The 23,168-nt window shown below is 52.5% G+C and carries 23 protein-coding genes; 14 read left to right on the top strand and 9 right to left on the bottom strand.

Annotation, left to right across the window (positions count from 1 at the left end):
- Position 1 precedes the first annotated feature (1 nt).
- From murD to lpxC, 9 genes are all read left to right on the top strand, one after another.
- Positions 2 to 1,318: a UDP-N-acetylmuramoyl-L-alanine--D-glutamate ligase gene (murD, locus tag EB241_RS04050; RefSeq protein WP_124231925.1), complete on the top strand. Its 1,317-nt coding sequence runs from the start codon at positions 2 to 4 to the stop codon at positions 1,316 to 1,318.
- The gene (gene ftsW / locus EB241_RS04045) at positions 1,318 to 2,532 is read left to right on the top strand and encodes a cell division protein FtsW (RefSeq protein ID WP_124231924.1); all 1,215 of its coding nucleotides are present in this window, start codon (positions 1,318 to 1,320) and stop codon (positions 2,530 to 2,532) included. Before murD ends, ftsW begins: the two co-directional genes overlap by 1 nt.
- Positions 2,529 to 3,587, top strand: coding sequence for an undecaprenyldiphospho-muramoylpentapeptide beta-N-acetylglucosaminyltransferase (murG, locus tag EB241_RS04040; RefSeq protein ID WP_124231923.1), 1,059 nt, complete (start codon positions 2,529 to 2,531; stop codon positions 3,585 to 3,587). The genes ftsW and murG overlap by 4 nt, the downstream gene beginning before the upstream one ends.
- A 180-nt stretch (positions 3,588 to 3,767) precedes the next feature.
- Positions 3,768 to 5,243, top strand: a complete 1,476-nt coding sequence (murC, locus tag EB241_RS04035) for a UDP-N-acetylmuramate--L-alanine ligase (RefSeq protein WP_124231922.1) — start codon at positions 3,768 to 3,770, stop codon at positions 5,241 to 5,243.
- The gene (locus EB241_RS04030) at positions 5,236 to 6,156 is read left to right on the top strand and encodes a D-alanine--D-alanine ligase (protein ID WP_124231921.1); all 921 of its coding nucleotides are present in this window, start codon (positions 5,236 to 5,238) and stop codon (positions 6,154 to 6,156) included. The genes murC and EB241_RS04030 overlap by 8 nt, the downstream gene beginning before the upstream one ends.
- 1 nt (position 6,157) lies before the next feature.
- On the top strand, positions 6,158 to 6,997 hold the full coding sequence (ftsQ, locus tag EB241_RS04025; protein ID WP_124231920.1) for a cell division protein FtsQ: 840 nt from the start codon (positions 6,158 to 6,160) through the stop codon (positions 6,995 to 6,997).
- The gene (ftsA, locus tag EB241_RS04020) at positions 6,994 to 8,250 is read left to right on the top strand and encodes a cell division protein FtsA (RefSeq protein WP_124231919.1); all 1,257 of its coding nucleotides are present in this window, start codon (positions 6,994 to 6,996) and stop codon (positions 8,248 to 8,250) included. The genes ftsQ and ftsA overlap by 4 nt, the downstream gene beginning before the upstream one ends.
- Positions 8,251 to 8,320: 70 nt before the next feature.
- Complete coding sequence (gene ftsZ / locus EB241_RS04015; RefSeq protein WP_124231918.1) at positions 8,321 to 9,475, top strand: cell division protein FtsZ; 1,155 nt, start codon at positions 8,321 to 8,323, stop codon at positions 9,473 to 9,475.
- Positions 9,476 to 9,576: 101 nt separating this feature from the next.
- Positions 9,577 to 10,494 (top strand): UDP-3-O-acyl-N-acetylglucosamine deacetylase, encoded by a 918-nt coding sequence (gene lpxC / locus EB241_RS04010; RefSeq protein ID WP_124231917.1) that lies wholly within the window; start codon positions 9,577 to 9,579, stop codon positions 10,492 to 10,494.
- Between the two features lie 7 nt (positions 10,495 to 10,501).
- On the opposite strand, the gene EB241_RS04005 is transcribed toward lpxC, so the two are convergent.
- On the bottom strand, positions 10,502 to 11,011 hold the full coding sequence (locus EB241_RS04005; RefSeq protein WP_124231916.1) for a DUF721 domain-containing protein: 510 nt from the start codon (positions 11,009 to 11,011) through the stop codon (positions 10,502 to 10,504).
- A gap of 21 nt (positions 11,012 to 11,032) precedes the next feature.
- Here EB241_RS04005 and secM point away from each other — a divergent pair, with 21 nt between their 5' ends.
- The 3 genes from secM (at position 11,033) to mutT (ending at position 14,831) form a co-directional block, all read left to right on the top strand.
- Positions 11,033 to 11,554 carry a secA translation cis-regulator SecM gene (gene secM, locus EB241_RS04000; RefSeq protein WP_124231915.1) on the top strand — a complete coding sequence of 174 codons (522 nt, stop codon included), beginning with the start codon at positions 11,033 to 11,035 and terminating at the stop codon, positions 11,552 to 11,554.
- A gap of 52 nt (positions 11,555 to 11,606) precedes the next feature.
- Entirely contained in the window at positions 11,607 to 14,312 is a 2,706-nt protein-coding gene (secA, locus tag EB241_RS03995; RefSeq protein WP_124231914.1) for a preprotein translocase subunit SecA, read from the top strand.
- Between the two features lie 123 nt (positions 14,313 to 14,435).
- Positions 14,436 to 14,831, top strand: coding sequence for an 8-oxo-dGTP diphosphatase MutT (mutT, locus tag EB241_RS03990; RefSeq protein ID WP_124231913.1), 396 nt, complete (start codon positions 14,436 to 14,438; stop codon positions 14,829 to 14,831).
- A gap of 31 nt (positions 14,832 to 14,862) precedes the next feature.
- On the opposite strand, the gene yacG is transcribed toward mutT, so the two are convergent.
- The 7 genes from yacG to nadC all read right to left on the bottom strand — a co-directional run bounded on the left by yacG (position 14,863) and on the right by nadC (position 20,878).
- Positions 14,863 to 15,069 carry a DNA gyrase inhibitor YacG gene (gene yacG, locus EB241_RS03985; protein ID WP_124231912.1) on the bottom strand — a complete coding sequence of 69 codons (207 nt, stop codon included), beginning with the start codon at positions 15,067 to 15,069 and terminating at the stop codon, positions 14,863 to 14,865.
- 11 nt (positions 15,070 to 15,080) lie between these two features.
- On the bottom strand, positions 15,081 to 15,824 hold the full coding sequence (zapD, locus tag EB241_RS03980) for a cell division protein ZapD (RefSeq protein ID WP_124231911.1): 744 nt from the start codon (positions 15,822 to 15,824) through the stop codon (positions 15,081 to 15,083).
- A gap of 4 nt (positions 15,825 to 15,828) precedes the next feature.
- Positions 15,829 to 16,440: a dephospho-CoA kinase gene (coaE, locus tag EB241_RS03975; protein WP_124231910.1), complete on the bottom strand. Its 612-nt coding sequence runs from the start codon at positions 16,438 to 16,440 to the stop codon at positions 15,829 to 15,831.
- Between the two features lie 318 nt (positions 16,441 to 16,758).
- The gene (hofC, locus tag EB241_RS03970) at positions 16,759 to 17,958 is read right to left on the bottom strand and encodes a protein transport protein HofC (RefSeq protein WP_124231909.1); all 1,200 of its coding nucleotides are present in this window, start codon (positions 17,956 to 17,958) and stop codon (positions 16,759 to 16,761) included.
- Entirely contained in the window at positions 17,951 to 19,342 is a 1,392-nt protein-coding gene (gene gspE / locus EB241_RS03965) for a type II secretion system protein GspE (RefSeq protein WP_407644251.1), read from the bottom strand. Before gspE ends, hofC begins: the two co-directional genes overlap by 8 nt.
- A complete protein-coding gene (ppdD, locus tag EB241_RS03960) occupies positions 19,339 to 19,791 on the bottom strand; it encodes a prepilin peptidase-dependent pilin (protein ID WP_124231908.1) in 453 nt (150 codons plus the stop codon). The genes gspE and ppdD overlap by 4 nt, the downstream gene beginning before the upstream one ends.
- Before the next feature lie 196 nt (positions 19,792 to 19,987).
- Positions 19,988 to 20,878: a carboxylating nicotinate-nucleotide diphosphorylase gene (gene nadC / locus EB241_RS03955; protein ID WP_124232034.1), complete on the bottom strand. Its 891-nt coding sequence runs from the start codon at positions 20,876 to 20,878 to the stop codon at positions 19,988 to 19,990.
- Positions 20,879 to 21,025: 147 nt separating this feature from the next.
- On the opposite strand from nadC, the gene ampD reads away from it, so the two are divergent.
- Positions 21,026 to 21,601: a 1,6-anhydro-N-acetylmuramyl-L-alanine amidase AmpD gene (gene ampD / locus EB241_RS03950; protein ID WP_124231907.1), complete on the top strand. Its 576-nt coding sequence runs from the start codon at positions 21,026 to 21,028 to the stop codon at positions 21,599 to 21,601.
- The gene (ampE, locus tag EB241_RS03945; RefSeq protein ID WP_124231906.1) at positions 21,598 to 22,452 is read left to right on the top strand and encodes a beta-lactamase regulator AmpE; all 855 of its coding nucleotides are present in this window, start codon (positions 21,598 to 21,600) and stop codon (positions 22,450 to 22,452) included. Before ampD ends, ampE begins: the two co-directional genes overlap by 4 nt.
- A 54-nt stretch (positions 22,453 to 22,506) precedes the next feature.
- Here the strand turns inward: ampE and EB241_RS03940 are convergent, their stop codons facing one another.
- Complete coding sequence (locus EB241_RS03940) at positions 22,507 to 22,776, bottom strand: hypothetical protein (protein WP_124231905.1); 270 nt, start codon at positions 22,774 to 22,776, stop codon at positions 22,507 to 22,509.
- Positions 22,777 to 23,168 lie beyond the last annotated feature (392 nt).

The raw sequence follows: 23,168 nt of genomic DNA, 5'->3' as shown, positions 1-23,168 counted from the left end.
TATGGCAGACTATCAGGGTAAAAAAGTGGTCATCATTGGACTGGGTCTGACCGGCCTGTCCTGTGTCGATTTCTTTTTGGCGCGCGGCGTCACACCCCGCGTGATGGATACCCGAGTCGTGCCGCCTGGCCTCAACAGGCTGCCCAAAAGCGTTGAGTGCTGGCTTGGCTCACTCAACGATCGCTGGCTGCTTGACGCCGATCTGATTATCGCCAGTCCGGGCATGTCGCTGGCGCATCCTTCTCTGATGGATGCCGCTGATGCAGGTGTGGACATTATCGGTGATATTGAACTGTTCTGCCGTGAAGCACAGGCACCGATTGTGGCGATTACCGGCTCTAACGGTAAGAGCACCGTGACCATGCTGGTGGGGGAAATGGCGAAAGCCGCCGGCTGGCAGGTCGGAGTGGGCGGCAATATCGGCCTGCCAGCGCTGATGCTGCTGGAGCAACCTGCACAGCTCTATGTACTGGAACTGTCCAGCTTTCAGTTGGAGACTACCCACAGTCTGAAAGCCGCTGCGGCAACCATTCTCAATGTTACTGAAGATCATATGGATCGCTATCCATTGGGGATGCAGCAATACCGCGCGGCGAAACTCCGCATTTACGAGCAGGCGACGGTCTGCGTGGTGAATGCCGATGACGCGATGACTATGCCGGTTCGCGGCGCGGATAAACGCTGTGTCAGCTTTGGCGTGGACGTCGGTGATTATCATCTCAATCATCAGCAGGGCAGTACCTGGCTGAGAGTCAGTGGGGAGAAAGTGCTTAACACCGACGAGATGATGCTGGTCGGGCAGCACAATTATACCAACGCGCTGGCTGCGCTGGCGCTGGCTGATGCGGTGAGGCTGCCGCGCGCGTCCAGCCTGAAAGCGCTGACTACGTTTACCGGCCTGCCTCATCGTTTCCAGCTGGCTTACCAGCATAATGATGTGCGCTGGATAAATGATTCGAAAGCAACCAATGTTGGCAGTACAGAGGCGGCCCTGAGCGGTTTACAGGTGAAAGGTACCCTCTGGCTGTTACTGGGAGGCGACGGCAAGTCAGCTGATTTCAGCCCCCTGAGCCGCTTTGTGCAGCCTGAAAACGTGCAGCTTTACTGTTTTGGGCGTGATGGTGCGCAACTGGCTGAACTCGCCGCGGAAAAAGCAGTGCTGACAGAAACGCTGGCCGAGGCAATGACGCAGATCGCCGCGAAAGTGCAGCCCGGAGACATGGTATTACTTTCTCCGGCCTGTGCCAGCCTGGATCAGTTTAAGAACTTTGAGCAACGCGGCGATCTGTTTGCTCAACTGGCTAAGGAGCTTGGCTGATGCGACTGCCAGGATTGCGCCTTGCCGGTGGACTGTCTGACCGGCTGAAAGAGTGGGTAATGGGGCCGCGGGAAAGCGATGCCACGTCAATGGTTCTCTACGATCGCACTCTGCTGTGGCTGACCCTTGGACTGGCGATCATTGGTTTTGTGATGGTTACCTCGGCATCAATGCCAGTCGGCCAGCGTCTTTCAGACGATCCGTTTTATTTTGCCAAACGCGATGCTTTTTACCTTGTGCTGGCGCTGGGTATTTCGCTGGTGACGCTACGTATGCCGATGGATTTCTGGCAGCGTTACAGCAACATTATGCTGCTGGTGACCATTGTGATGTTGCTTATTGTGTTAGTGGTGGGCAGTTCGGTAAATGGTGCATCCCGCTGGATTGCCCTTGGCCCACTTCGTATCCAGCCTGCGGAACTGTCCAAACTGTCGCTTTTTTGCTACCTCGCCAGTTATCTGGTACGCAAGGTGGATGAGGTACGCAACAACTTCTGGGGTTTCTGTAAGCCGATGGGCGTGATGGTCGTGCTGGCGGTTCTGCTGCTGGCACAACCGGATTTGGGCACCGTGGTAGTACTGTTTGTCACCACCCTGGCGATGCTGTTCCTGGCCGGCGCGAAATTATGGCAGTTTCTGGCAATTATCGGTTCCGGGATGTTTGCCGTGTGTCTGCTGATTGTGGCAGAGCCTTATCGTATGCGCCGTGTGACTTCTTTCTGGAATCCCTGGGACGATCCCTTTGGCAGTGGTTATCAGTTGACCCAATCACTGATGGCCTTTGGGCGCGGCGAGTTCTGGGGGCAGGGGCTGGGTAACTCAGTGCAAAAACTGGAATATCTTCCCGAAGCACATACCGACTTTATCTTTTCCATTATCGGGGAAGAACTGGGTTATATCGGTGTGGTTCTGGCGCTGGTAATGGTATTCTTCGTCGCTTTCCGCGCAATGTCCATTGGCCGACGTGCCCTGGAAATCGATCAGCGTTTTTCTGGTTTTCTTGGCTGTTCAATCGGCGTGTGGTTCAGCTTCCAGGCGCTGGTAAACGTCGGTGCTGCTGCGGGTATGCTGCCAACCAAAGGTCTTACGCTGCCACTGATCAGCTACGGTGGTTCCAGTCTGATTATCATGTCTACCGCTATCGTATTTTTATTACGGATAGATTACGAAACGCGTCTGGCAAAAGCACAGGCATTCACGCGGGGTGCCCGATGAAAGGAAAACGGCTGTTGGTTATGGCTGGAGGCACGGGAGGCCATGTGTTTCCCGGTCTGGCCGTTGCTCACCATCTGATGGCCCAGGGCTGGCAGGTCCGCTGGCTTGGCACGGCAGATCGCATGGAAGCCGATCTGGTACCGAAACACGGTATCGACATTGAATTTATTCGCATCAGCGGCCTGCGCGGTAAAGGAATTGGGGCGATGATTGCCGCACCGTGGCGCATCGTTAGCGCCGTTTGTCAGGCCAGAGCTATTATCAGGCGCTGGCGGCCCGATGTGGTGCTTGGCATGGGCGGTTACGTTTCCGGGCCTGGCGGCCTGGCGGCCTGGACCTGTGGCATCCCTGTGGTGTTGCACGAACAGAACGGTATTGCCGGCCTGACCAATAAATGGCTGGCAAAGATCGCTAAAAAAGTGATGCAGGCGTTTCCCGGTGCGTTTGCAGATGCGGAGGTGGTCGGTAATCCGGTCAGAACCGATGTGCTGGCGCTGCCACTGCCGGCGGTTCGGATGGCGGGTCGTACAGAGGAAATTCGGGTACTGACGATCGGTGGCAGCCAGGGGGCTCGCGTACTGAACCAGACCATGCCTGAGGTCGCTGCCCGGCTTGGTGATAAAATTACGCTCTGGCACCAGGTCGGGAAGGGCGCGCTGGAAAGCGTGAATCAGGCTTACCGGCAGGTGGGCCAAACTGACCACAAAGTGACGGAGTTTATTGACGATATGGCGGCAGCCTACGCCTGGGCTGATGTGGTGGTCTGTCGCTCCGGTGCGCTGACGGTGAGTGAGGTGGCGGCCGCCGGCTTACCGGCGATCTTCGTTCCATTTCAACATAAAGATCGTCAGCAGTACTGGAACGCACTGCCGCTTGAGCAGGCAGGTGCCGCGAAAATTTATGAGCAGCCGCAGTTCACGGCGCAGGCGGTGGCTGAAACGCTGGCCGGTTGGGATCGTCCGGTGTTAATGGCAATGGCTGAAAAAGCGCGGGCTGTTGCAATCCCGGATGCGACGGAACGGGTCGCAGCGGAAGTGGCCAGGGCCGCGCTGTAAAAAGAATATGCAGGGTTGGTTTTGCCGACCCAAATGGTTATACGAGATGTATCCTGATTGATTTCCTGTTGCAGGAAAACGGCAACTTAGCCCACTACTAACTTAAGTGAGTAACGGCAAAATTAAGGCAGCTGCACATCCGGCAACATGAAGCATTAAGGGATACCACAGGCAGAAGAGATGAATACACAACAACTGGCAAAACTGCGTTCTATCGTGCCCGAGATGCGTCGCGTCCGGCACATCCACTTTGTTGGCATCGGTGGTGCCGGCATGGGCGGTATTGCCGAAGTGTTGGCCAATGAAGGTTATGAAATCAGCGGTTCAGATCTGGCACCCAACGCGGTGACGCAGCATCTGACCAGGCTGGGTGCCACCATCTATTTTAACCATCGCCCTGAAAACGTCAGTGACGCCAGCGTGGTGGTGGTATCTACGGCGGTATCACAGGACAATCCCGAAATCATTGCCGCCCGCGAAGCGCGTATTCCGGTGATCCGGCGGGCAGAGATGTTGGCAGAGCTGATGCGTTTTCGTCACGGTATCGCGGTGGCCGGTACGCACGGAAAAACCACCACAACGGCGATGGTTTCCAGTATTTACGCTGAGGGTGGCCTCGATCCGACATTTGTTAACGGTGGTCTGGTCAAGGCGGCGGGAACACATGCCCGACTGGGTAGCAGCCGCTATCTGATAGCAGAAGCCGATGAGAGCGATGCCTCATTTTTACATCTGCAACCGATGGTGGCGATTGTGACCAACATTGAAGCCGACCATATGGATACCTACCAGGGCGACTTCGAGAACCTGAAACAGACGTTCATCAACTTTTTGCACAATTTACCGTTTTATGGCCGCGCTGTGCTCTGTGTTGATGATGCGGTAATCCGCGATCTGATCCCGCGCGTGGGGCGTCAAATCACGACTTACGGCTTCAGTGAAGATGCCGATGTGCGTATCGCCAGCTATGAGCAGCACGGCGCACAGGGGCATTTTACTTTGGCGCGTAATGACAAGCCGTTACTGCGGGTCACTCTGAATGCACCTGGCCGCCACAATGCGCTTAATGCGGCGGCGGCGGTAGCCGTGGCCACGGAAGAGGGCATTGATGATGAGGAGATCCTCAGTGCGCTGGAAAGCTTCCAGGGGACGGGGCGTCGCTTTGACTTTCTTGGTGAATATCCGTTGCAGGATGTGAACGGTATGGACGGCACGGCGATGTTGGTTGATGACTATGGCCATCATCCGACGGAAGTCGATGCCACGATTAAAGCGGCACGGGCAGGTTGGCCTGATCGTCAGCTGGTGATGGTTTTCCAGCCTCATCGCTATACACGTACCCGCGATCTTTACGACGATTTTGCCAATGTGCTGTCTCAGGTTGATGTTCTGCTGTTGCTGGATGTGTACGCCGCCGGTGAAACGCCGATACCCGGAGCCGACAGCCGTTCGCTGTGCCGCAGCATACGTGGACGCGGTAAGGTCGATCCGATTCTGGTGTCTGACCATGACACGGTGCTGGAAATGCTTGCCCCAAAACTGAGTGGTAACGATTTAATCCTGATCCAGGGGGCGGGTAACGTCGGACGTATTGCCCGCAAGTTGGCCGACCTGAAGTTACAACCACAGGGCACAGAAGGGGATGATCATGGCTGATAAAGTCGCCGTATTATTGGGGGGTACTTCAGCTGAACGTGAAGTGTCACTGATGTCAGGAAACGCCGTGCTGGCGGGATTAAAAGAGGCGGGTATCAATGCGCACGCCGTGGATGTGCGTGATTTTCCGGTATTACGTCTGAAAGAAGAGGGCTTCAACAAGGCGTTTATTGCGCTGCATGGACGTGGTGGTGAAGACGGTACGCTTCAGGGCGTGCTGGAGTTCCTCGATATTCCCTATACCGGCAGTGGCGTGATGGCCTCCGCTATCACCATGGATAAATTGCGCACCAAGTGTCTGTGGCAGGGATGTGGCCTGCCCGTTTCACCTTATGTGGCAATTACCCGTCAGGAGAAGGAGGCGGGCCTGAGTGAAGACACCCAGGCGCGTATTGCTGCCCTGGGGCTGCCGCTGTTTGTCAAGCCGAGCAGCGAAGGCTCAAGTGTTGGCATCTCACGGGTAAATCAGGCTGATGCGCTTCAGGCGGCACTGGATGAAGCTTTTCGTCATGACGATGATGTGCTGATTGAAGCTTTTCTCAGCGGGCCTGAATACACCGTGGGGGTTATTGGCGACAGCATCCTGCCTTCAATAAAAATTCAGGTGGCTTCGGAGTTTTACGATTACGAAGCCAAATACTTTTCTGACGATACGCAATACTTCTGCCCAAGCGGTTTGTCGGTTGCAGAAGAAGCGGAACTCAGCGAGATGGTACTGAAAGCCTGGCGGGCACTTGGTTGTAGTGGCTGGGGGCGTGTGGATGTGATGAAGGGCGGTGATGGCGCATTTTATCTGCTGGAAGTGAATACCTCGCCAGGGATGACCAGCCACAGTTTGGTGCCTATGGCGGGAAAAGAGGCCGGGATGAGTTTTTCCCAGCTGGTGGTTCGCATTCTGGAGCTGGCCGACTGATATGTCTCAGGCGGCTATGAATGTTCGCAACCGCGAGGCGCAGAAAAAAGCCAGCTCCGGGCGGAGTAATGGCTCCCGGTTGGCCGGTATCATCTTTCTGATGATGGTACTGGGCGTAATGTTGGCGGCCGGGCTGGTGGTGCTGAAGTGGATGAATGATGCTTCCCGTTTGCCGTTGTCGAAGCTGGTAGTGACGGGGCAAATGCACTACACCACACATGATGATATTCGTCAGGCCATCCTGTCATTAGGCCCGCCGGGTACATTTATGTCGCAGAATGTGGACGTAATCCAGCAGCAGATAGAGCGTCTGCCGTGGATCCAACAGGTCAGTGTGCGTAAGCAATGGCCAGACGAATTGAAAATTCATCTGGTTGAATATGTCCCCGTTGCCCGCTGGAATGATTTGCATATGGTTGATGCAGAAGGAAAATCCTTCAGTGTACCCACCCGCTTTATTGGTAAAGAGGCGCTCCCCATGCTTTATGGACCGGAGGGCAGCGAATCAGAAGTGTTGACTGGCTATCATCAAATGAGCGACCTGCTGGCTGTCAGCAAATTTAAGCTGAAAGCGGCGTCCATGACGGCGCGGCGTTCATGGCAGCTGGTCCTGTCAGACGATGTTCGTCTGGAGTTAGGGCGTAATGATGATATGAAGCGGCTGAAGCGATTTATCCAGCTGAACTCAACGTTACAGCAGCAGGCGCAGACAGAAAACAAACGTGTCAGCTATGTTGATTTACGATATGACGCGGGCGCAGCGGTAGGTTGGGTAATGCCATTAGTCCAGAACACTGACGGTAACAAGCAACAGAATCAGGCACAGGTTAAACAACAATGATTAAGGCGACGGACAGAAAACTGGTAGTTGGGCTCGAAATCGGCACTGCAAAAGTCGCCGCGTTAGTAGGCGAGATTCTGCCCGATGGCATGGTTAATATCATCGGCGTAGGGAGCTGTCCTTCCCGTGGAATGGATAAAGGCGGTGTTAACGATCTGGAATCCGTCGTGAAGTGCGTACAGCGCGCTATTGACCAGGCAGAATTGATGGCTGATTGCCAGATTTCCTCGGTATATCTTGCATTATCTGGAAAACACATCAGTTGCCAGAATGAAATAGGGATGGTTCCTATTTCAGAAGAGGAAGTGACCCAGGAAGATGTGGAAAACGTGGTGCATACTGCTAAATCGGTTCGCGTGCGTGATGAACATCGCATTTTGCATGTTATTCCGCAGGAATACGCGATCGATTATCAGGAAGGTATCAAGAATCCGGTTGGCCTGTCCGGTGTCAGGATGCAGGCAAAAGTGCATCTGATCACCTGTCATAATGATATGGCGAAAAACATTGTGAAAGCAGTTGAACGATGTGGGCTTAAAGTTGACCAACTTATTTTTGCAGGTCTGGCGGCAAGCTTTGCCGTGTTAACGGAAGATGAACGTGAGCTGGGCGTCTGCGTGGTGGATGTCGGTGGTGGCACGATGGATATCGCGGTCTATACCGGTGGGGCATTACGTCACACGAAAGTTATTCCTTATGCAGGTAATGTAGTTACCAGCGATATTGCTTACGCTTTTGGTACGCCACCAACGGATGCAGAAGCGATTAAAGTGCGCCACGGCTGTGCGTTGGGTTCAATTGTTGGCAAAGATGAAAATGTTGAAGTGCCAAGCGTGGGAGGCCGCCCACCAAGAAGCCTGCAACGCCAAACGTTGGCTGAAGTGATTGAGCCTCGCTACACCGAATTGCTGAATCTGGTGAACGACGAGATCCTGCAATTGCAGGAACAACTGCGTCAGCAGGGAGTAAAGCATCATCTGGCGGCAGGTATTGTGCTGACCGGTGGTGCAGCACAGATTGACGGTCTTGCGGCCTGTGCCCAGCGTGTATTCCATACCCAGGTGCGTATCGGACAGCCGCTTAATATTACCGGATTAACCGATTATGCGCAGGAACCATACTATTCAACAGCCGTAGGCTTATTGCATTACGGTAAAGAGTCTCATCTGAATGGTGATGCTGATGTGGAAAAAAGAGCCTCAGTGGGCAACTGGTTTAAACGAATCAACAGCTGGCTGAGAAAAGAGTTTTAATTTTGAAAAAGGGGATCATGCCCGGTTTTTTGATGATCTCCAGGCGACAGGCACATAACGGAGAGAAATTATGTTTGAACCTATGGAATTAACCAATGACGCGGTGATTAAAGTCATCGGCGTCGGCGGCGGCGGCGGTAATGCCGTAGAGCACATGGTGCGCGAGCGCATCGAAGGTGTCGAGTTCTTTGCCGTTAACACTGATGCTCAGGCGCTGCGTAAAACGGCAGTCGGCCAGACTATCCAGATAGGTAATGGCATTACGAAAGGTTTGGGCGCTGGCGCAAACCCGGAAGTAGGCCGTAACTCTGCGGAAGAAGATCGCGAAGCACTGCGTCAGGCGCTGGAAGGTGCTGACATGGTATTCATCGCGGCTGGCATGGGCGGCGGCACGGGTACGGGTGCTGCACCTGTGGTCGCGGAAGTCGCTAAGGATTTAGGCATCCTGACCGTTGCTGTCGTCACCAAGCCCTTCAATTTCGAAGGCAAAAAGCGTATGGCGTTTGCTGAGCAGGGCATTGCCGAGCTGTCCCGGCATGTTGATTCTCTGATTACCATTCCAAATGACAAGCTGTTAAAAGTATTGGGTCGAGGTATCTCTCTGCTGGACGCTTTTGGTGCCGCCAACGATGTGCTGAAAGGCGCGGTGCAGGGTATTGCCGAGCTGATTACCCGCCCTGGTCTGATGAACGTCGACTTTGCTGACGTGCGCACGGTAATGTCTGAAATGGGTTACGCAATGATGGGTTCTGGCGTTGCCTGTGGTGAAGACCGTGCTGAAGAAGCGGCTGAAATGGCGATTTCCAGCCCACTGCTGGAAGATATCGATCTGTCTGGCGCACGTGGGGTTCTGGTTAACATCACGGCTGGCTTTGATTTGCGCCTGGATGAGTTCGAAACCGTGGGTAACACCATTCGTGCTTTTGCGTCCGATAATGCGACGGTGGTGATCGGTACCTCTCTGGACCCGGAAATGAACGACGAGCTGCGGGTTACCGTTGTGGCGACGGGTATCGGCATGGATAAACGCCCGGAAATCACGCTGGTGACCAACAAGCAGCAGAGCCAGCCAGTCATGGATCATCGCTATCAGCAACACGGCATGACGCCACTGCCTCAGGAGCAGAAACCGGCAGCGAAAGTGGTCAACGACCAGAGCGTGCAATCTAACAAAGAGCCAGATTATCTGGATATTCCGGCCTTCCTGCGTAAACAGGCTGACTAAGAATTTCCTGAGAATTGGGGTTCTGCGCTCTTTGTGCTAAAGTGTTGGTCTGCCAGTAAGGTATACTGGCGGTCGGATGAGTAATTTTGCGAGATAATACGATGATCAAACAACGGACATTAAAACGTATTGTTCAGACGACTGGTGTTGGTTTGCATACCGGCAAAAAAGTCACGCTGACATTACGACCTGCGCCGGCTAATACCGGGGTCATCTATCGTCGCACTGATTTAAATCCACCCGTTGATTTCCCGGCTGATGCTAAATCTGTGCGTGACACCATGCTTTGTACTTGCCTGGTTAATGAGCATGATGTACGTATATCAACCGTTGAGCATTTGAATGCAGCGTTGGCTGGACTCGGTATTGACAACATTGTGGTGGAAGTGAATGCGCCGGAAGTCCCAATCATGGACGGCAGCGCCGCGCCCTTCATCTATCTGTTAATGGATGCAGGTATCGAAGAGCTTAACAGCGCGAAAAAGTTTGTGCGCATCAAAAAAACTGTGCGTGTTGAAGATGGTGATAAATGGGCCGAGCTTTCTCCCCACAACGGTTTTACGTTGGATTTCACTATTGACTTTAACCACCCGGCGATCGATGCCAGTTCGCAACGCTACAGCATGGACTTCTCTGCGGACGCCTTTGCACGTCAGATCAGCCGTGCCCGTACGTTTGGCTTTATGCGCGACATCGAAGCACTCCAGTCGCGTGGCCTGTGTCTTGGCGGCAGTTTTGACTGTGCAATCGTGGTGGATGACTACCGCGTACTGAACGAAGACGGCTTACGCTTTGAAGACGAATTCGTGCGCCACAAAATGCTTGATGCGATTGGCGATCTGTTTATGTGTGGTCATAACATCATTGGTGCGTTTACCGCATTCAAAGGTGGTCATGCACTGAACAACAAGCTGCTACAGGCTGTTCTTGCCAGGCAGGAAGCCTGGGAGTGGGCAACCTTCGAAGATGAAGCTGAGCTGCCGGTGACCTTCAGGGCACCTAATCTGGTTCTGGCATAAGTCAGAATCACTTATTACGACTGGTTGAGCTGGTACTCTCTCCGGCCAGTGATGCCAGTCGTTCTATAACTCTCTTCAGTTTTTCCGGGCTTCGGTCCGCAATACTTCGCAACATCTCTGCACTTTGTTCACTTAGCTGCCGCCCTGCTGATGGCTGCGCATCCTGTTTGCTGCTTTCATGTGCGTTTTCCTGCCCTTTTGCGGCTAACGATGGATTTATCCTGATGTCGATTGCCGTCAATGATGGTAATATTTGCGCTCGTAAAGCTGACAGCAAACTGGATTGTTCATAGCGTAGGCGCATCATCCAGCTGGCGTTAGCGGTTTCAAGCACCAGAATGCCCTGGCGGAAGTTTGCCACGCGGCACCAGGGATGCAGCGGTGCCGGGAGAACCCCTTGTACTGCACGGTTTAATTTATTCAGCATGATGGCCCGTTGCTGAAGAGATTGCAGCGTTCCCTTACCTTCAGTTGCTTCGAATAAATTCTCTATTGATTGCGGGCGATTATCGCGCATAGCTGACTCCGGCGGAAAACAGTGATTGGTATTCTAAATCGTTGGCGACAATTTGGCAGACGTTATTTTTGGCCGCATCTCCTGTTGGGGATGGTCGCGGCGAGTCTTGGTCTGCCTCACGGAGTGAGCAGCGATCGGACAGCCATTTCTGAGACCGCGTTCCGCAGCCTGAACAGTAGCCTTGGCGTACATGTTGATCGTCTCGCGTTGTTACAGGCAAACGCCCGCTGGCCAAATCTGAATAATGATTACTGGCACCAGCATGCAATTCGTACTGTCATTCGTCACCTCTCTTTTACCCTGACCCCTGCGAGCTTGCCTGCCGCTGAGCAGGCCATGCCGCTTGAAGCGCATAAGCTGGCCTTGCTGGATACGCTTAATGCATTACTGACTCGTGAGGTAAAACCGCCGGCTATCGTTCGTCAGACGACGCAACCTCAGTTTACAACCCGATTTACCTGGAAAGCTGGTCTGTGGCTGGCACAGGTTTCGGGTATTCGTGCCGGGCCAGCTTTTTCCATTTCATCGTTTTCATTCCTGTAATCACAGTTTAGTACTGCACCGCGCCTGCGGTGTCTAAGAGAATTTATTGACTATGTTCATCAAACTATTAACCAAAGTTTTTGGCAGCAGTAACGATCGTACGCTGCGCCGTATGCGTAAAGTCGTTGATCAGATCAACAAGATGGAACCGGATTTTGAAAAACTGTCCGATGACGAACTGAAAGCAAAAACCAGTGAGTTCCGGGCACGGTTGGAAAAGGGAGAAGTCCTTGAAAACCTTATCCCTGAAGCCTTCGCCACCGTCCGCGAGGCCAGTAAACGCGTGTTCGGTATGCGCCACTTTGATGTCCAGTTGCTGGGCGGGATGGTTCTGAACGATCGTTGCATTGCAGAAATGCGCACGGGTGAAGGTAAAACGCTGACGGCAACGCTGCCTGCTTATCTGAATGCCCTGAGCGGCAAAGGTGTTCACGTGGTTACCGTGAACGACTATCTTGCCCAGCGTGATGCGGAAAACAACCGTGGTCTGTTTGAATTCCTCGGTCTGACTATCGGCATCAACCTGCCAGGTATGCCTGCACCGGCCAAGCGTGAAGCTTATGCTGCGGACATCACCTACGGTACTAACAACGAATACGGTTTTGACTACCTGCGTGACAACATGGCATTCAGCCCTGAAGACCGTGTACAGCGCAAGCTGAACTATGCGCTGGTGGATGAGGTTGACTCGATCCTGATTGATGAAGCGCGTACACCGCTGATTATTTCTGGTCCTGCCGAAGACAGCTCTGAGCTGTATATCAAAGTTAACAAAATCATTCCAGGCCTGATCCGTCAGGAAAAAGAAGACTCCGACACCTTCCAGGGTGAAGGTCATTTCTCCGTGGATGAGAAGGCCCGCCAGGTACACCTGACCGAACGCGGCCTGGTTGCTATTGAAGAGCTAATGGTTAGCGAAGGTATCATGAATGAGGGTGAGTCTCTGTACTCGCCGGGCAATATCATGATGATGCATCACGTCACAGCAGCGCTGCGCGCGCACGTGCTGTTCACCCGTGACGTCGACTACATCGTTAAAGACGGTGAAGTGATTATCGTTGATGAACATACCGGGCGTACCATGCAGGGTCGCCGCTGGTCTGACGGTCTGCACCAGGCTGTGGAAGCGAAAGAAGGCGTGGAGATCCAGAACGAAAACCAGACGCTGGCTTCCATCACTTTCCAGAATTACTTCCGCCTGTACAACAAGCTGGCCGGGATGACCGGTACGGCAGATACCGAAGCGTTTGAATTCAGCTCAATCTATAAGCTGGAAACCATCGTAGTGCCGACCAACCGCCCAATGGTGCGCAAAGATCTGCCTGATCTGGTCTACATGACTGAAAAAGAGAAGATCGATGCGATCATTGAAGATATCCGTGAGCGTACTGCCAAGGGGCAGCCGGTGCTGGTGGGGACCATCTCCATCGAGAAATCTGAAGTGGTGTCAGAAGAGCTAACCCGCGCCGGTATCAGGCACGCGGTGCTGAACGCCAAGTTCCACGCACGTGAAGCAGATATCGTTGCTCAGGCCGGTCAGCCAGCTGCGGTGACTATCGCCACCAACATGGCCGGTCGTGGTACGGATATCGTGCTGGGTGGTAGCTGGCAGGCAGAAATTGCTGAACTGGACGCGCCAACGACGGAACAGATTGAAGAGATCAAGCGCGCATGGAAAGTTCGTCATGATGCAGTGTTGGCCTCTGGCGGCCTGCACATTATCGGCACTGAGCGCCATGAGTCCCGGCGTATCGATAACCAGCTGCGTGGACGTTCTGGTCGTCAGGGTGACAATGGTTCTTCCCGCTTCTACCTGTCGATGGAAGATGCCCTGATGCGTATTTTTGCCTCCGATCGAGTCACCAATATGATGCGCAAATTGGGGATGAAACCGGGCGAAGCGATCGAACATCCATGGGTAACCAAGGCGATTGCCAATGCCCAGCGGAAAGTGGAAAGCCGTAACTTTGATATTCGTAAGCAGCTGCTGGAATATGATGATGTGGCTAACGATCAGCGTCGTGCGATATATACTCAACGTAATGAATTGCTTGATGTATCTGATGTGTCTGAAACCATTGCCAGCATTCGTGAAGACGTTTTCAAAGCCACTATTGACAGTTATATTCCGCCGCAGTCCCTGGAAGAAATGTGGGATATACCTGGATTGCAGGAACGTTTGCATAGCGATTTTGATCTGCAACTGCCGATTGCCGAATGGCTTGATAAAGAGCCGGAGCTGCATGAAGAAACCCTTCGTGAGCGCATCATGGAACAGGCTAAAGAGCAATATCAGGATAAAGAACAGGTTGTTGGTATCGAGATGATGCGCAGCTTCGAAAAAGGCGTGATGTTGCAAACGCTGGACAGCCTGTGGAAAGAGCACCTTGCCGCAATGGACTATCTGCGTCAGGGCATCCATTTACGTGGTTATGCACAGAAAGATCCTAAACAGGAATATAAGCGTGAATCTTTCGCCATGTTCGCTGCAATGCTGGAATCACTGAAGTATGAGGTGATCAGCACCCTGAGCAAGGTTCAGGTTCGTATGCCGGAAGAAGTTGAAGCGATGGAAGAGCAGCGTCGCGAAGAAGCTGAGCGTCTGGCCCAGCAGCAGCAGCTGAGCCATGTCGATCCCGAAACGGAAGCGGCCTCTGCACTGGCGGAACGAACCGGCGAACGCAAAATTGGCAGAAATGATTCATGTCCGTGTGGTTCAGGAAAAAAATATAAGCAGTGCCACGGTCGCCTGGCATAATACTGCCAACGTGGTACAAAAGGCTGGGGAAATCCCGGCCTTTTTACTGGCTTAACGGCAATCCGGGCCTGAAAGCGCTGAGAAAGCGATCCTGATGTGCTTAAGTGTTGAGAGAGAAAGTCAATGAAACATCTGCAGGTAGTGGTCGGCATTATACGTGATAAAAACCAGAATATTTTTCTGGCAAAGCGTTCTGCCAGTTCGCATATGGGCAACAGATGGGAGTTTCCGGGCGGTAAAATTGAACCGGGTGAAACAGCGGAACAGGCGCTTAAACGTGAGTTAAGCGAAGAGACGGGGATTGACGTTATTCATGCCGTTGCCTGGGATCGGTCAGAACATACTGATGCCCAGCTACACGTCACGCTGCATTTTTTTATGGTTGACGAGTGGCGTGGAGAACCTTACGGTCGTGAAGGACAGCCTCAGCGATGGGTTGCGCAATGCGATCTGGTGGCTGATGAGTTTCCGCCCGCCAATATACCCATCGTGGCACGGCTGCTGAAAGAAGCGAAATAAGGCATCGCCCACATTGCAGAGCGGGCACAGATTACTCGTGACTCAAAGGCTGCTCGCTCCAGTCATCGCTTTCCGAATGTTCTCCTTCGCTGGGGATACGTTTTTCCTCATTTGCCCACTCACCAAGATCAATCAGCTGGCAGCGTTTACTGCAAAAGGGCCGCCATGCGCTCAGTTCATGCCAGATAACTGCGGTTGAACAGGTTGGACACTTAACGCTCATCACTTCTTCATTCATTAGTTGGAACCTTAACAACAGGCAAGTTGAAAATCGAGACGTGCCGGAACCACTCCGCGCTCACTGTCCAGTGGAAGAAAACGAATGGCATAACGGCTTTTGTGGCCAGAAACCTGGGGATACAGCGAGTCGTCCAACGCCAGTTGCAGACGTAATAAATCGGCACCTTCAGCATTGTCCTGGAAAAAACCGTTCAGACTGGTCTGGAGATGAAATTCACCGGACTGACGGATCAGATTCAGGATCAATTTCAACGCGTCGCCTATGGGGGCCAGCGACTCCATCCACAGGCCAACCTGAATATCCCTGATTTCCTGCCCAATGTGCAGCCAGACATGCAGCGTTGGCAAGTCAAAGCTACAGCAACCTCCGGGAATGCTCAGACGCTGGCGTACCAGAGCAATCAGGCGATCCTCACGCAGCAACTGGCCAATGCGCGGAGCAGCCATCAGACAGGAGGAACAGGATTTCAGGTTCTCACTCAGATTGGTGATAAGGTCTCTGTCAACGCCCGGCACGTCGGACCAGGAAGAGAGCTTCTGCTGCTGTTTATCAAGCTCTTTGACAATTTCGGTGCGCAGCTCTCCTCGTTCGAATACGTCCAACAGTTCGGCCACATTGCGAAAAAACGTCAATGCGCTGAGTGGATCGGTGATGTCCCGGCTTTGTTCTAACTGGTTGATTAAAAATTCTATCCGCAACCAGGTACGCATTTTCTCATTCAGGGGGTACTCAAATAAAACGCTCGTATTCATGCTGTTAATCCTGGTCTGTTGCTCTGGAAAGCTGGCGATAGCGCTGATCCAGCAGAGCAACGTGGGCGGCTATATCTTCAGGTCGCCCGCTGTTATCAATAATGTCATCGGCCACTGCAAGACGCTGTTCGCGTGTAACCTGTGCAGCCAGAATATGTTCAGCCTCTTCGGTACTCATACCGTCGCGGGCGACAGTGCGCATCAGTTGCGTATGGCTGTCAACATCAACCACCAGCACCCGGTTTGCCAGATGCTGTAAATTATTTTCAATCAACAAGGGCACAACCCATAAACACCATTCAGATTGCGCCAGTGCCAGCTGACGGCGGGTTTCTGCATGGATCAGCGGGTGTAGCAGGTCATTCAGCCAGGTTTTATCTTTCGGAGAAGTGAAAATACGTTGCCTTAACGCTGTCCGATTAAGTGCGCCGTCCTGCTGTAAAACCGCATTGCCAAACCGGGCAGCAATGGCGCTGAGAGCAGGCTGACCGGGCCTTACGATTTGACGGGCAATAATATCCGCGTCAACAATATCCACGCCCCGGGCGGCGAATGCATTAGCGATGGTTGTTTTTCCACTGCCAATACCGCCAGTCAATGCAACAGTATATCGCATAAGCCTCGTATCTCAGGTTTGCTGTGAAACGTCCCGCCGTTGCTGAAACAGCTATCAGCTGGTCGAAAAGAGATTCAGAGTACCTGAACAAATTTCTGATAAATTCTGCGGATTGTAGCCTAAATAAACCTGTTTTCGCACTCCTGTCGGTCTGTATTTATCATATATGATAGCGTCCCCGAAGCGGGCAGCAGCGCGCAGCTTAAGATTTATGCCATCAACCAGCACGTGGCTTACTTGCAGATAAGAAGATATAAAGCATGTTTTTTAACCATTTGTTTTCCTTACATGTCTCCTGAACCGGCAGCTGAAGTGGGTTTAACCTAACGCGTTCCCCAGGTTAAAAACAGGTAAGTACATTGCGACCACCAGCGTACCGACGATGATTCCCGTTATAACCATCACCACCGGTTCCAGCGCGCTGGCCAGGCTGTCAGCGAGTTCGTTGGTGGTGCTTTCATACAGTTCTCCCAGCCTGGAAAACATGCCGTCCAGAGAACCTGCTTCTTCTCCCACTTTGACCAGCTGATAACAGATCGGCGTGAATAGCGTATGTCCAGCCAACGCCTGCGACAGAGGATTGCCCGCAGATATATTTTTTTGCAGATTTGCTATGGCTTCCTGCCATAGCCTCTGATTCAGGGTTTTCTCCACCGCCTGTAAACCTTGCAACAGTGTCAGACCGGCTTGCTGTGTCAGTGCCAGCGTCATAAATATTTTACTGAGCTGTCTGCCACGAACCAGCTCTCCTGCCAGAGGAAGCTTTATTATTGTCTGCTGTTGCTTACGTTGCCAGGCTGGCGATCGCCGGTGTTGCCATTGCCAGCCAGCGAAGGCAATAAATGAGAAGGGCAGCAATATCGGTCCATAGTGTTGCAGTACTTCAGAGCAAGAGATGATCGCAGCGGTAAACCAGGGCAGGGGAGTATCAAAAGCCCGATACACTGCGACAAATTCCGGCAGAACAAATATCAGCATCCCAATGCTGACCAGCAGTGCTATAGCCAGTACGATCAGTGGATAGCGCAGTGCTTTTGTCACTTTTTTTTGCAGCTGAAGCTGTCGCTCCTGTTGATAAGCCAGTCGCAGACAGCATTCATCCATTTGTCCGGTCATTTCACCTACCTGCATCAGAGCAGGGAAAAGCGCTGGAAAGATCAGCGGCCATTGTGCCAACGCATCTGAAAAAGGAATTCCGTTACTGACCTGATGTTGGAGGTGGGTAAGCAATGCCTGCCAGCTCACATGGTTGTGCCCGTCGCGGGTCAGTTGCAAGGCGTCCGAAAGTGACAAACCGGCTGTCAGTAACGTTGCTATCTGACGGAAAAAACTGATTTTATCCTGCCACCGCCAGTCTCTGGCACGATACCGCCGTCCGGCGGTAAGTTTTACAGGAACCATGTCGAGCGCGACCAGTTTATCCATCGCCTCCTGGCGATGTTGACAAAAAAAAGCGCCACGGAGCAGTTGCCCTTCACTGCCCACTGCCTGCCAGTAGAACAGCAGCAGGTTAGTCATATTCACTTCCCACAATTCGGTTCAGCTCTGCCAGCGTGGTATCACCACGGTTGACGCAGTGTAACCCTTCCACAAAAAGCGAGTTCCCACCCTGCTTGTGTATCAGTGCCAGAAGTTTTTCCTGAGATAAACCAGCGGCAATGGCGTTTTGCAACGTCGCAGTAACGGGAAGCAGTTCAAACAGGGCCAGCCGTCCGTAATAGCCGGAGTAGCAGCGCGGGCAACCCACAGCGCGCCAGTTTTGCACGGTGTCTGGCCAGACGCCGTGTGGAAAATGTGCGACGGCTTCGGCAGGTTTGCGGCAGTGTTGGCAAAGACGGCGAATCAAACGCTGAGCAATCACCAGCTTTAATGCCGAGGCCAGCAAATAGCCGGGGATGCCGATTTGTTTCAGCCGTATCAGTGTCTCCACCGTTGAGTTAGTGTGAAGAGTCGACAGAACCAGATGCCCTGTTTGTGCTGCCTTAATGGCTATCTCCGCCGTTTCGGCGTCGCGGATCTCACCGATCATAATTACGTCGGGATCCTGGCGCAAAAGTGCACGCAGCACCCGGTTAAAATCCAGGGCCGTTTTCGGCTGTATTTGTGTTTGATTAACGCCATCGAGAGGGATCTCTATAGGATCTTCTACGCTACAAACATTTCTTCCGGGCTGATTGAGGAAGCTTAATCCGCTGTACAGCGTAAAGGTTTTTCCGCTGCCGGTGGGGCCTGTCACCAGTATCAGCCCCTGTGGCAGATTGAGCGCCTGGCGAAAAAGCCTGAGCGAAGCCTGTGTCATCCCCAGATTTTCAAGCGCGACAGACTGCGTTTCATTCTGTAATAGCCGAATAACCGCTTTTTCGCCAAAGTGCACAGGCAGTGTTGACAGCCGAAACGAGGCTGATTTTCCTTTCAGCGTCAGCGTAAATTGCCCATCCTGAGGCATACGGCGTTCAGCGATATCAAGACTGGCGAGGATCTTAAGCCGGGCCAGCATGGCGGAACTGTTATCACTTTCAGGGGTTGGGACTGACTGCAATACGCCATCTATTCGCAGACGGATTTGTAACCTGTCGGCCTGGGGTTCGATATGAATATCGGAGGCGCGTTGTTGGATTGCCAGAAAGAGTAGCTGCTCAACCCGTTCTGTAACCGTTATGCTGCTTTTTGTTATCGTCCCAACAGCGGGGCTTTTTTTCTGACGAAACTGTTCAATCTGTGCGGGCGGCCAATATTCTACGTCAATGCGGTTGTGCGCGGCAAAACGTAATGCGGCCATGGCATCCAGGGGAAGCGGTTCCACCGTGGCGATTTGGAGCCGTTGTGGTGTAAATTCCAGCATCACAGCATGATTTTGCTGACAGATTTGCTCTACTGCCCGTTGCGCAGCCAGAGAGATCATGAGGCATCTCCACTCGTTTCGTCATCGAAGCGGAAGACGGCGTTGCACGCTTCTTTAAGGCCGTCTTGTGAACTGGTACAGCTACGCTGCCAGCTGAGCAGCCCTTCTGACCGATCCCAAACCGGCTTCAGCGTCACCGTGAGGCCGTTAAGACTTTCCTGACCGATCAGGGTGACCGTTCCGGCCTGTACCGTTACCGTGGAAACGTAACGTGAGCCTTTACCTGAGGGAATGCCATTGCTTCCCGCTGAACAGTCACCGGTGCTGCCATGCTCTATTGCACAAATCTCAATGGCGGTTTTAAACGGCATGGCGGCCTGTAACATGTCGGTCAGCGCCGCCTTTTGCAGGTAGTTCTGATAAGCGGGGAGTCCGATGGCACTGAGGATGGCGATGATAGCTATGACAATCATCAGTTCAATCAGGGTAAATCCTTGCTGCATCTTCATGGCGTAGCTCCTTGCTGTTTTAGAGACAGGCAAGGTATCGCCATGAGTTTGCCTGTGCCAGCGGCGAAAACCAGTTTGTCGGCAAGGCACGCAAGACTTTTCAGCCGATGGTATGATTATGCAGTGCTGGTGGAACAACGCTCACAAATGGACAGGGAAAGGAGCATGCCATCAGAAAACCGATGACATGGGTGATTTAACGAAAACGCATTGACAAATCCAGTGCGTGGATATGCTTGGTGAGTGCCCCAACGGAGATGTAATCGACGCCAGTTTCAGCGTAGATACGCAACGTTTGGTGGGTGACATTGCCAGAGACTTCCAACAGGGCGCGGCCCGCATTCAATTTAACGGCCTCACGCATTTTCTCCACGCTGAAATTATCCAGCATCACGATATCAGCCCCGGCCTCAATGGCCTGATTCAGTTCATCCAGTGATTCCACTTCCACTTCAACAGGAACATCAGGATGATACCAGTTGGCTTTTTCCACCGCCTGACGGATCGAACCGGTGGCGATAATGTGGTTTTCTTTAATCAGGTAAGCGTCAGATAAGCCAAGACGATGATTATTACCGCCGCCGCACATTACCGCGTATTTTAATGCGGTGCGCAGACCCGGCATGGTTTTACGGGTATCCAGTAGCTGCGCATTCGTACCCTGTAAAAGCGCCACATAACGACTGACCTCGGTTGCCACGCCGGACAGTGTTTGCACGAAGTTGAGTGCGGTTCGCTCAGCGGTGAGGATAAGCGCGGCAGGCCCGCTAACCTCGAACAGCAACTGGTCGGCCCGGATGCTGTCGCCATCGTTAACGTGCCAGTGAATCTGCGTTCGGTTGCCCAGTTGAATAAAGACCTCTTCCACCCAACGTTTGCCGCAAAAAATGCCCGGTTCCCGGGTAATTACGACGGCATGAGAAAGGGTATCTGCGGGGAGCAGGTTGGCGGTAATGTCATTTTCGGGGGCCACTTCTCCCCCCAAATCTTCACGCAGAGCCTGTGCCACGCTGGGAGGGATATCATCCTCAATACGTCCAAGTAATACGGCACGGCGGCTGTCTGGATCGTAGCGGCGGGTTGTCATCATTGAACTCCGGCAGGGTAGAAATTGCGGCTATGCTAGCCTGTTTGCTGCAGGCTTGCCAGCCGGTGTTATTTTCTGGCAACGCTATCTGCCTCGTGATCCCTTAATCATGCTACTCTGGAAATATTTCTTACAGGAGAGCAGAGCATGCAGTTGCAATCAGGCTGGATCCCTGGTGTAAAGCAGGTTCCATCCCCCCATTTTAATGAGCGACCGGCAAACGAGGTTCCCACGCTGCTGGTTATCCATAATATCAGTCTGCCGCCGGGCGAGTTTGGTGGCCCGTGGATTGATGCCCTCTTTACCGGCACGCTCGATCCTGCTGGCAATCCTTATTTTGCTGACATTGCCCATCTGCGGGTTTCCGCCCACTGCCTGATTCGCCGTGATGGTGAGGTTATTCAGTATGTTCCTTTTCAGCTTCGGGCCTGGCATGCGGGGGTCTCTGTTTATCAGGGACGCGACTCCTGCAATGATTTCTCAATTGGTATTGAACTGGAGGGTACGGATACGCTGCCCTATACCGATGCGCAGTACCGTGCGCTGGAGGAGATCACCCGGCTGCTGATAGCGAATTATCCGCAAATCGCCGGACATATAACCGGGCACAGCGATATTGCGCCGGGAAGAAAGAGCGATCCTGGCCCGTCATTTGACTGGGCACGATTTCGTACGGCACTGAGTCAGCCTGCCAGTATCTCAGAGCAGGAGCAACCAGTATGACGCTGTTTAGTTTGTTACTGGTGTTAGGCTGGGAACGATTGTTTAAACTGGGAGAGCACTGGCAACTGGATCATCATCTGGCCGGTTTTTTCCTCCGGCGCCAGCGTTTTTCCCTTACGCGAACGCTGATGATGATGTTGGTCGCGATGGCGGTGGTGGCGGTCTGTTTGCTGTTGCTCCGGGGGCTGTTTTTTGGCTTGCCGCTGTTGATCTTCTGGATTGCCGTCGGGTTGTTGTCGGTTGGGGCAGGTTCAGTTCGCCTGCATTATCATGCCTATCTCAAAGCGGCCAGCCGTAATGATACTGCCGCCCACAACATGATGGCAGAGGAGCTGACGCTGATCCACGGGCTGCCGACGGCGTGTGATGAACGCGCATATTTACGTGAGCTACAAAATGCGCTGTTGTGGATTAACTATCGTTTTTACCTTGCACCGCTGTTCTGGTTTGTGGTGGGAGGCTTCTGGGGGCCGGTTTTGCTGATAGGCTATGCTTTTCTGCGTGCCTGGCAGAGCGCGCTGGCTCGTCACCATTCGCCGTTAGCGCGTGCCCAGTCAGGCGTGGATGCATTGCTGCATATTATCGACTGGCTCCCGGTTCGGCTGGTGGGGGCTGCTTACGCGTTAATGGGCCACGGTGAACGGGCGTTGCCGGCCTGGTTCGCTTCGCTGGGAGACAGACACACCGGACAATATCAGGTGCTGACCAGACTGGCACAGTATTCTCTGGCGCGCGATCCACATACTGATAAAGTGGCAACACCGCAGATTGCGGTAGCGCTGGCAAAGAAAGTTTCGCTGGTGGTGGTGGTGGTGGTGGCACTGCTAACAATTTACGGCACGCTGGTGTAATTCGACCGTAACACCCAGCCGTCAGGCTGGATGTTACGTTGTTCAACAGCAAAATTATGCTGTTGCCTCATCACTACTGCTGTCTGTAATACCTAAAAGATTCTCAATAAGCGATCCTAAGCTATCCCCGATAAACTGACCGAGTTGCTCACCGACTCTGCCTGTAATATTTGAAATCAGGGTGGAAAGCACCGGGATGGTAATCATGCTACCTATTGATTTACCAATAAAGCTACCAGCCATGCTGCCAATCTGACCAGTGGTATCGCGAATAGCACCTGAGCCGCTAACTATTTCAACTTCCTGTAAGGATAGTTCTCTCATTATTTATCTCCTTGTAAATGCTCAAGATGAGCGGGGTATTTTTTAATTTATTTTTATTTCCCTTGCAATTATTTTTCTCATTTTCTTCTGATTTATTTTTTTTATTGTGGGTGTCAATGTTTCTTATTTTGATTTTTTTATATATCCGGTGTTGTTATTAGTAATAACAGGCTATTATTTCATTTTTATTGATGATTGATTGTTCTTTATATTATTTAATGCATTTTTATATTGTCATGTGTTTTATGGTAAATAACCGTTCAGAATGGCTTTCATTGCAATTAGAGTCATTCCAATCTTCATTGTAGAGGGGGGTTGTTAATTTTTTGTTATATGCAATAAATGGTTTGTTTATTCCGATTTTTAAATGAAAAACAATATGAAACAGAGAG

Origin of the sequence: Erwinia psidii, assembly GCF_003846135.1 — a bacterium.
In the GTDB taxonomy this organism is placed as follows: Bacteria; Pseudomonadota; Gammaproteobacteria; order Enterobacterales; family Enterobacteriaceae; genus Erwinia; species Erwinia psidii.
This window is presented reverse-complemented; position numbering and strand designations above follow the sequence as displayed.